The organism is Mesorhizobium sp. M7A.F.Ca.CA.004.04.2.1, assembly GCF_004022825.1.
GTDB lineage: Bacteria > Pseudomonadota > Alphaproteobacteria > Rhizobiales > Rhizobiaceae > Mesorhizobium.
In genome coordinates, this window is sequence record NZ_RZPH01000024.1 from 7,470 (window position 1) to 16,441 (window position 8,972).

Genomic DNA, 8,972 nt, shown 5'->3' on the forward strand with positions numbered 1-8,972 from the left:
GGCCTCAACCGCGCCATCGGCGAGAACGGTCTTGCCATCATCAAGGCGATCGCGGCGCGCAAGCAGAAGGGCGAACCGGTCAACATCCTGACCCACTGCAATGCCGGCTGGCTGGCCACGGTCGACTACGGCACCGCCACGGCGCCGATCTACCTGGCCACAGAAGCCGGCATTCCGGTCCATGTCTATGTCGATGAAACGCGGCCGCGCAACCAGGGCGCACAGCTGACCGCCTGGGAGATGGCCGGGCACGGCGTGCCGCACACACTGATCGTCGACAATGCCGGCGGCCATCTGATGCAGCGCGGCGCAATCGACATGGTCATCGTCGGCACCGACCGCACAACGGCCGACGGCGATGTCTGCAACAAGATCGGCACCTATCTGAAGGCGCTCGCCGCCGCCGACAATGACGTGCCGTTCTATGTCGCGCTACCGTCGCCGACCATCGACTGGACGGTACATGACGGACTGGCCGAGATCCCGATCGAGCAGCGCTCGGCCGACGAGGTCTCGCTGGTCTGGGGCAAGACCGCTGCCGGCGAGATTGCCCAGGTTCGCATTTCGCCGGAGACGACGCCTGCGGCCAACCCGGCCTTCGATGTGACGCCGGCGCGACTGGTCACCGGCTTGATCACCGAGCGCGGCGTTGCCAAGGCATCGCGCGAGGGATTGAAGGCGATGTTCCCCGAGCGGGCGTAGCCCACGTCCCTAGTACAGAGGCTCCGCCATATGCTTCGGGGTCGGCCACGTCTCGGTAATGCCCGGCTGCACCGGCCGCTCCAGATAGGTCGATAAAACCACATAGCTGCGCGTCGAGGTGACCCCCGGCGTTTCGTACAGGCGCGCCAAAAGGCCTTCGAGTGCTCTGGTGTCTTCCGTGCGGACCTTCAGCAGCATGCAGGTGTCGCCGGCGACCGTATGGATCTCCTCGACTTCGGGATATTGCGAGACCGCCATCAGCTCCGGCGTCTTTCCCCAGCCCCTGGTGTCGATATGGACAAAGGCAAGCAAAGGCTTTTTCACCGCCCGGGGATCGATGATGGCGACTGTGTTGCGGATGGCGCCGCTGCGACGGAGCCGTTTGACCCGCTCATGCGCTGCGGGTGGCGACAAGCCGACGCGATCGCCGAGTTCGGCGTAGCTGATCGTGGCGTCATCGACCAGGACACCTAATATTCTTCGGTCTGTCGCGTCGAGATCGCGGGCCGCGGGCCTGTTCTGCAGAATGCCATCTGTTTCTTCATCCATGGCGAAATTCCGGGTTCTCCGCTGAATGGAATACGGCCATTATGCTGATATGTCGAACATTGATCAAGTTGCGCCATTGACTGCCCGAGCCCCGATCCCGGCGCTTGCCTATCTGCTGACCGGATGCATCGCTGTCATCGGCTCGAACTCGCTTGTGCTGGGTCCGATCGCACCGGCTGTCGCCTCGTCGTTCGGAACCAGCGTGCCGGCCGTGATGATTGCGGCGGCAGCGTTCGGCCTTGGCACCTCCGCAAGCGCCCTGTTCCTTGCGCGCTACATCGACCGGCTCGGTGCTCGCAGGATGCTGCAGAGCGCACTGTTGCTGTTGGCATTGGCGCTGGTCGCAAGTGCCGCTGCACCCACGGTGACCATGCTGGTCTCCGCACAGCTGCTGGCCGGCATCGCTGCCGGCATCGCCATGCCCGCGATCTATGCCAGCGCCGCAGCCATTGCCCCACCGGGCAGGGAGAGCGGCACGATCGGCGTCGTCCTGACTGGATGGACGCTCAGCATGGTCGCCGGCGTTTCGCTTTCGGCCGTGCTTGCCGATCTTGTGCATTGGCGCGCCGTTTTCGCAGCGGTCGCGGTGCTTGCGGCCCTTGCATGGATGGGGCTGACAGTGACGTCGCTCAGCGACATCAGGAAGGCCGGACCGGCGCCCGCCCCGCTGGAAGCGCTCGGCATTCCCGGAATCCTGCCGCTGCTGGTGGCGTGCGCGGCCTTCATGACTTCGTTCTACGGCGTCTATGGCTATCTCGGCGACCATCTTCATGTCGGGCTGGGACAGCCGGTGAGCGCCAATGGCCTGGCGGCGCTTGCCTACGGCATAGGCTTCGGGACGGCTGCTCTGCTCGACGGCGTCATCGACAGACTGGGTGCGCGGCGCGTAATGCCGTTCGCCTATCTTCTGGTCGCAGTCGTCTATGTCGCGATGGCGGCGACGAGCGGCAGTTTCGGGCTGACCTTGACCATGGTGGCAATCTGGGGACTGGCCAATCATTTCGGCCTGAATGTCCTGGTAATGCGCCTGTCTGCGCTCGATCCCTCGCGGCGCGGCACGATCATGGGCCTGAACAGTGCGGTGACTTACCTCGCGGTCTTCGTCGGCACCACCAGCTTCGGGCCGCTCTACTCCAGCTTTGGTTTTGCCACCTGCGCAATGGTCGCAGCATCGCTGATGCTGATCGCCGCATCGGCGGCGGCGTGGCGCACGCGATAATCGAACGGACTTGGCCCAACCTTCTCACGGTTGACAGCAGCGCCCTGCCCTTTCATACAAAGCCGTTAATGTTCTCAGGGCGGGGTGAAAGTCCCCACCGGCGGTAAGGACTCTTAGTTGCGCATGATTCCTTTCCGAAAACCGTTCCGGTTTTCGGGGTCATGCGCGGGCCCAAGCCCGCGAGCGCTTTCCGGTTTCGGAAAGGTCAGCAGATCCGGTGTGATTCCGGAGCCGACGGTTAGAGTCCGGATGGAAGAGAACGAAACGGAAGCCGGCCCGCTCTTCGCGGGCTTAATCCGTATCGTGCGTCCTGATTCTGGTTCGAAACGGAAGGATGGGCCCATGAATCAGCATTCCCATAAAGACTACGAAAAGACTCGCATCGCCGTTATCCGCGCGCGCTGGCATGCCGACATCGTCGACCAGTGCGTGCAGGCCTTCGAAGCGGCACTGGCTGACATCGGAGGCGAGCGCTTCACCGTTGACGTCTTCGACGTGCCGGGCGCCTATGAAATCCCCCTGCATGCCAAGACCCTGGCCGGGACCGGCCGCTATGCCGCGATCCTCGGCACCGCTTTTGTCGTCAATGGCGGCATCTACCGGCATGAATTCGTCGCCAGCGCGGTGCTCGACGGCATGATGAACGCGCAGTTGTCGACCGGCGTGCCGGTGCTGTCGGCGGTGCTCACCCCGCACAACTACCACGACAGCGCCGAGCACCACCGCTTCTTCTTTGAGCACTTCACCATCAAGGGCAAGGAGGCGGCCAATGCCTGCGTGCAGATCCTGGCGGCGCGGGAGTTGATCGCGGCTTAAGTCACCAAAACGGCCGGATTTCAGCCCTGCAACAAGAATTGCGATCGAGAAGAGCTCTGAAGGTTGCGGTTCCGTTGAAATCCCGCCAGAAGCATCAAGGGCCGACCGGCAACCGGCCGGCCCGCGACGTTGCGCTTGAAACCAGATACGGGAGACTATTGGGTGGCTCGCATAACACTGAGACAATTGCTCGACCACGCCGCCGAATACGGCTACGGCGTGCCCGCTTTCAACATGAACAATATGGAACAGGGCCTCGCCATCATGGAGGCCGCCGAGGAGACCAAGTCGCCGGTCATCCTGCAGGCCAGCCGCGGCGCGCGCGCCTATGCCAATGACGTGGTGCTGGCCAAGCTGATCGACGCGCTGGTCGAAATCCATCCCGACATTCCGGTCTGCATGCATCTCGACCATGGCAACAACGAAGCCACCTGCGTCACCGCGATCCAGTACGGCTTCACCTCGGTCATGATGGACGGGTCGCTGAAGGAAGACGGCAAGACGCCGGCCGACTACGCCTACAATTCCGGCATCACCAAGCGCGTCGTCGACATGGCGCATTGGGGCGGCGTGTCCGTCGAAGGCGAGATCGGCGTGCTCGGCTCGCTGGAGAGCGGCGGCGGCGAGCAGGAAGACGGCCACGGCGTCGAAGGCGCGATCAGCCACGACCAGCTTTTGACCGATCCGGAACAGGCGGTGGAATTCGTCAAGGACACCCATGTCGATGCGCTGGCGGTTGCCATGGGCACCAGCCATGGCGCCTACAAATTCTCGCGCAAGCCGGACGGCGCGGTGCTGGCCATGAACGTCATCGAGGAGATCCACCGCCGCCTGCCGAACATGCATCTGGTCATGCACGGCTCGTCCTCGGTGCCCGAGGACCTGCAGGAGATCATCAACAAATATGGCGGCCAGATGAAGCCGACCTGGGGCGTGCCGGTCGAGGAAATCCAGCGCGGCATCAAGCACGGCGTGCGCAAGATCAACATCGACACCGACAACCGCATGGCGCTGACCGGCGCGATCCGCAAGGTGCTGACCGAGAACCCGAGCGAGTTCGATCCGCGCAAATATTTGACACCGGCCATGGCCGCCATGCGCAAGCTCTGCAAGGAGCGCTTCGAACAGTTCGGCACCGCCGGCAACGCGCAGAAGATCAAGCCGCTGCCGGTCGCCGAAATGGCCAAGCGCTATAAGTCGGGCAGCCTCGACCCGAAGTTCGGCTGAGCTCCAGCCATTTATCCCAGAGCTGCCAGAAGCATCCTGGCAGCTCTGGCGACGGCTGTTTTACTCCGGAGTCTCGGCCTCGGCACGAACCAGCTTGATATCGGCGCCAGCCGCCCATGCGCCGATATCTTCCCGACGCAATGCCGCCGCCATCATGTCTGGAAACAAATCCGGCGTGCAGGCGAAGACCGGAATACCGAGGGCGGCCACCGAGCCTGCCATCTTCGGGTCATAACCCGGCCTGCCCTGGTCGGTCAGCGCCAGAAGCACCACGACGTTGACGCCGGAGCGAACGAGTGCAGCAAGCCGCTGCAGCAATTCCTGCCCGTTGCCGCCCTCATAAAGGTCGGTGATCAGCACCATATGCGACTTGGTCGGCCGTTCGATGCGGTCCGCGCAATAGGCCACGGCCTGGTTGATGTCGGTGCCGCCGCCCAGCTGCACGCCGAACAGGACTTCGACAGGATCGCTAAGCTCCTCGGTCAGATCGACGATCGCCGTGTCGAAGCAGACAAGCTTGGTCCGCACGACCGGCAGGGAAGCCATCACCGCGGCGAAGATGGAGGCGTAGATCACCGAGCTTGCCATCGAGCCCGACTGGTCGACGCACAGCACCACCTCATCCAGGTCGACCAGCCTTCGCTGTTTGCGCATGAAGCCGACCAGCTTCTCCGGCACGATGGTTTTGTGCTCGGGCTGGTAATGGCGAAGGTTGGCTGAGATCGTACGCGGCCAGTCGATGTCGCGCTGGCGTGGGCGGTTGGTGCGCTGCGACCGGTCGACCGCGCCGCGGATCGCCTCGGCTGTCTTCTGCTCCAGCCGCTGCATCAGCTTGGCGACGATATCGGCGATGATCGTGCGCGCAATGTCCTTGGTCTTGGCCGGCATGACCGAGCGCAGCGAAATCAGGTCGGCGACGAGATTGACGTCGGCCTCGATCGCCTTAAGGAATTCCGGCTCCATCAGCATCTGCTTCAGGTTGAGCCGTTCGAAGGCATCCTTCTGGACGATCTGGACGACCTGTGCGGGAAAGAACGATCTGATATCGCCCATCCACTGTGCCACCCTTGGCGCCGAGCGGCCGAGGCCGCCGCGCCGCTTGCGCGGATCGGCGGCCGCATCGCCGGCACCATCGCCGTAAAGCGCATCGAGCGCCGCCGAAAGCCGCTTGTCGGTGTCGGACAGCGCTGACGAGGTTTCCTCATCGGCACCGATCGCCAGGCGCCAGCGGCGCTCCCGTCCGTCGCCGGCCTGGATTGGTTCGCTCATTTCGGCCTCGTCATCCATTGCCGCTCCCTCCCGTCAGCAAGGGTCCGAGCCGTTCAAGATGGCGGCGCCACGCTTCGCCGCCATCCGGAGTCGGCGTCAGTCCGGCAGGCAGGCGTGCGGCGCGGCCGAGCACCGCTTCGATCAACCGCCGCCGCTCCATCGAGTCCAGATGCGAAAAGACCCGGCGCAGCAACGGCAGATGCGCAATGAAGGCGTCTTCGTCGAGGGATGCGAGCCAGGCATCCACCGCACCGCGCAGGCCCTCGTCGTAGATCAGCCGTTGGCCGGCAGTGCTGAAGAAACCCTCGAAGAACCCTGCAGCCTCGGTGACAGGCGTTCCTGGAGACAGACGTCGTGCGATCAGACCGGTTGCCGCGTCGGCTGACAGATGGCCGGCTTCGTAGAGCAGATGCGCGGCACAGCCTGCCACCAGCGCCGTCGAGCGCGATCCATCGAGCACCGCAGCCAGCCCATTGCGCCAGGCGTCCAGCACGTCCTGTTCAGGCTCGACCAGACTGATCGCTTCGTCGGCCTTGCGCATGGCGCCGACCAGCGTCGTGGATGCCTGGGCATCGAGGTCGCGGGCGGCATAGGCGAGCGCGATCCCGCCTTCGACGATCAGCCGCTCCAGCAGACCGGACAGACGGGCGGTTTCCGTCTTGCGAGCCTCGCCATAGCGGATGATGTCGGCGAGCGGCGGCACCGATGTCAGGATTTCCAGGCATTCGCTGCTGCGGGCTGCCCGTTCCTCCAAGGCCGCGAGACCGGCGATCGACGCTTCCGACAGGTTTGCCGTGATGGCGCCCTGGACCAGTGCGGCCATCGCATCAAGAGACGTCGCCGCGCCGATCATCTGGATCAGCCGACCATTGGCCGCCTTTTCGATGGTTGGTCCGTAGACCAGGTTCTCCACCAGTCGAACGGCATACTCAGGTTCCCACGACAGCGTCCAACGCTCGCGAAAGGTGCCGCGGCTACGGCCGCTGTCGATGAGTTTGCCCCAATGCACGCCAAGCACGGACAGCCGGTGCAGCAAGGTCGACCGAAACAGCCCGCTCTCGCTGCGCAGATCGACCGATAATTCGCGCTCCAGCGCCTCGGGCTTCAGCCGTGCCGCCTTCTGGTTGCGCTGCAGGTCCTCGATTAGCGGCGCCAGCGGCGTGTCTGGCGGAATTTCACCGACATCGGCGCCCAGCAGCAATTCGGCTTCGACCAGCGCCCACAGCAGCGCTTCCCCGTTGAACAGGGCGGCGATCGCGGCGTCACGCAATTCCTCGAAACCGGGCTTTGGCCGTTCACGGATCACAGCCAGCGTGCGGGCCAGCCGTTCGGCTTCGATCAGCGAGGCGGTCGAGACCATGTGCCCCTTGGCCCTCAGGACCGCCGCGATCTTCGCCAGCCAAAGGACCGAGGCGTCGCCTTGCCCGCGCGTCTGCCACAGATGCTTGCACCAGCCGGGCGCGACAACGCCGGCGCCATAACCGAAGCCCAGCGCCAGACGCGGCCCCGTCCACGGCGCCCAGGTCATCATGCTCTTGCGGCGGGCGAGCCCCTTGAGTAGCGCCTGGTCTTCCTTCAGCGGTCGCGTCGCCTGCAGCGCCGGCACATGGAAAGCACCGCAAACGATAGCGATCGGCCCATCGAATTCCTTTCGCGCGGCGGCGATCTCAAGCCGCATATGCGCTTCGCGTTTCGCCTCAAACGCCGCAAGCGGACCTTCGCCGTCCCGCAGCGTCGTCATCGCGTCGGCTATTGCCGCGAAGATTGGACCCGGCTGCGGGTTCTGCTCGATGATATCAGACCACCAGCTTTCGCCATCCTCATAGCCGGCAGCTTGTGCCAGCGTTCCGATCGGGTCCCGCAGATGCGGCGCCAAGTCAGCCTCGACGTTGGCTTCCGTTCCATCGCTCTCGGTTTCCCCCACGGCCTCAATCGGCGCAGTGCGGGCTGACGACGGCAAATCGATGAAGCGCACTGCCGCATTGTTGGTGACGGCCCAGAGCGTCGCCTGATACTCCGGCGAGAATTCGGCGAAGGGCCAGAAGCTTGTCGAGGCCGGATCGTCTTCGGGATAGCAGAGCAGCGCCACCGGCGGCTGCATTTCGGGGCGGGCGAGCAACGGCAACAGCGGGCTGGCGTCGGCCGGTCCTTCGATCAGCACGGCGACCGGTTTCAACTCCTGCAACGCCTGCACCAGGCTGTCGGCGGAGCCGGGCCCGTGATGGCGTATGCCGAAATAGGAAACGTCGCTGAGCCCCATGGCGTCAGATTGCCGCGTTCAAGGCCGCGTAGTAGCCGGCATAGTCTGGCCGCTTCTTGAGCACGGTTTCCAGATATTCTTCCAGCACCAATTTGTCCTGCACGGGATCCTTGACGATCGCGCCGACGAGGCTGGCGGCAAGGCCTTCGGCGCCGAGCTTGCCGCTGTCGAACCAGGCCGCCTGGCTGAGGCCGCCGACCATGGTGGCAATGGCTTCGGCCGTGGACAGCGAACCGGACGGCGTCTTCAACGTCACCTTGCCGTCGGCTGTAGCACCGGAGCGCAACTCGCGAAAAATGGTCAGCACTCGCGCGATCTCCTCACCGACATTCTTCGGCACCGGAAGGTCAAGACCGCCGGCCATCTCGCCGACCCGCTTGGAGACGATCGCCACTTCCTCCGCCATGTCTTCGGGCAAAGGCAGCACGACGACGTTGAAGCGGCGCTTCAACGCTGACGACAACTCGTTGACGCCCTTGTCGCGGTTGTTGGCGGTGGCAATGATGTTGAAGCCGCGCTGCGCGTAGATCGAGGTGTTAAGTTCCGGGATCGGCATCATCTTTTCGGACAGGACGGTGATCAGCGTGTCCTGCACATCGGAGCCCATGCGCGTCAGCTCCTCGAGGCGGCAAAGCTTGCCGTCCTGCATGGCGCGGTAGAGCGGCGTCGGCACCAGCGCATCCTGGCTTGGGCCCTTTGCCAGAAGCTGTGCGTAGTTCCAGCCATAGCGGATCTGGTTCTCGTCGGTGCCGGCCGTGCACTGCACGATCAGGGTCGAATCGCCCATGATGGCGGCGGCGAGATGTTCCGACACCCAGGATTTGGCCGTGCCGGGAACACCCAGCAGCAACAGCGCGCGATCGGTGGCGAGCGTCGCGACCGCGGTTTCCATCAGCCGGCGGCGGCCGACATATTTGGGCGTTATCACTG

General features: G+C 64.2%; 8 protein-coding genes and 1 riboswitch. Of the genes, 4 read left to right on the top strand and 4 right to left on the bottom strand.

All coding sequences use genetic code 11. From position 1 onward, the window contains the following. On the top strand, window positions 1-702 hold a 702-nt coding region (gene mtnA, locus EN893_RS38945), incomplete at its 5' end, for an S-methyl-5-thioribose-1-phosphate isomerase (protein WP_245490791.1). 9 nt (window positions 703-711) lie between these two features. Here the strand turns inward: mtnA and EN893_RS02415 are convergent. After that, window positions 712-1,251, bottom strand: a complete 540-nt coding sequence (locus EN893_RS02415) for an Lrp/AsnC family transcriptional regulator (protein ID WP_127269807.1) — start codon at window positions 1,249-1,251, stop codon at window positions 712-714. Between the two features lie 49 nt (window positions 1,252-1,300). On the opposite strand from EN893_RS02415, the gene EN893_RS02420 reads away from it, so the two are divergent. The 3 genes from EN893_RS02420 to fba all read left to right on the top strand — a co-directional run bounded on the left by EN893_RS02420 (window position 1,301) and on the right by fba (window position 4,513). After that, entirely contained in the window at window positions 1,301-2,470 is a 1,170-nt protein-coding gene (locus EN893_RS02420; protein ID WP_127269809.1) for an MFS transporter, read from the top strand. A 66-nt stretch (window positions 2,471-2,536) separates the two neighbouring features. Next, window positions 2,537-2,735: riboswitch (FMN riboswitch) on the top strand. Between the two features lie 77 nt (window positions 2,736-2,812). Beyond that, a complete protein-coding gene (locus EN893_RS02425) occupies window positions 2,813-3,286 on the top strand; it encodes a 6,7-dimethyl-8-ribityllumazine synthase (protein WP_127269811.1) in 474 nt (157 codons plus the stop codon). Between the two features lie 162 nt (window positions 3,287-3,448). After that, entirely contained in the window at window positions 3,449-4,513 is a 1,065-nt protein-coding gene (gene fba / locus EN893_RS02430; RefSeq protein WP_013532928.1) for a class II fructose-bisphosphate aldolase, read from the top strand. A 60-nt stretch (window positions 4,514-4,573) separates the two neighbouring features. Here the strand turns inward: fba and EN893_RS02435 are convergent, their stop codons facing one another. The 3 genes from EN893_RS02435 to EN893_RS02445 form a co-directional block, all read right to left on the bottom strand. Then, window positions 4,574-5,800: a VWA domain-containing protein gene (locus EN893_RS02435; RefSeq protein ID WP_127270708.1), complete on the bottom strand. Its 1,227-nt coding sequence runs from the start codon at window positions 5,798-5,800 to the stop codon at window positions 4,574-4,576. Then, window positions 5,793-8,042: a DUF5682 family protein gene (locus tag EN893_RS02440; protein WP_127270098.1), complete on the bottom strand. Its 2,250-nt coding sequence runs from the start codon at window positions 8,040-8,042 to the stop codon at window positions 5,793-5,795. The genes EN893_RS02435 and EN893_RS02440 overlap by 8 nt, the downstream gene beginning before the upstream one ends. 4 nt (window positions 8,043-8,046) lie before the next feature. Beyond that, window positions 8,047-8,972 (bottom strand): AAA family ATPase (locus EN893_RS02445; RefSeq protein ID WP_128361388.1); only part of this gene is annotated, 926 nt, incomplete at its 5' end.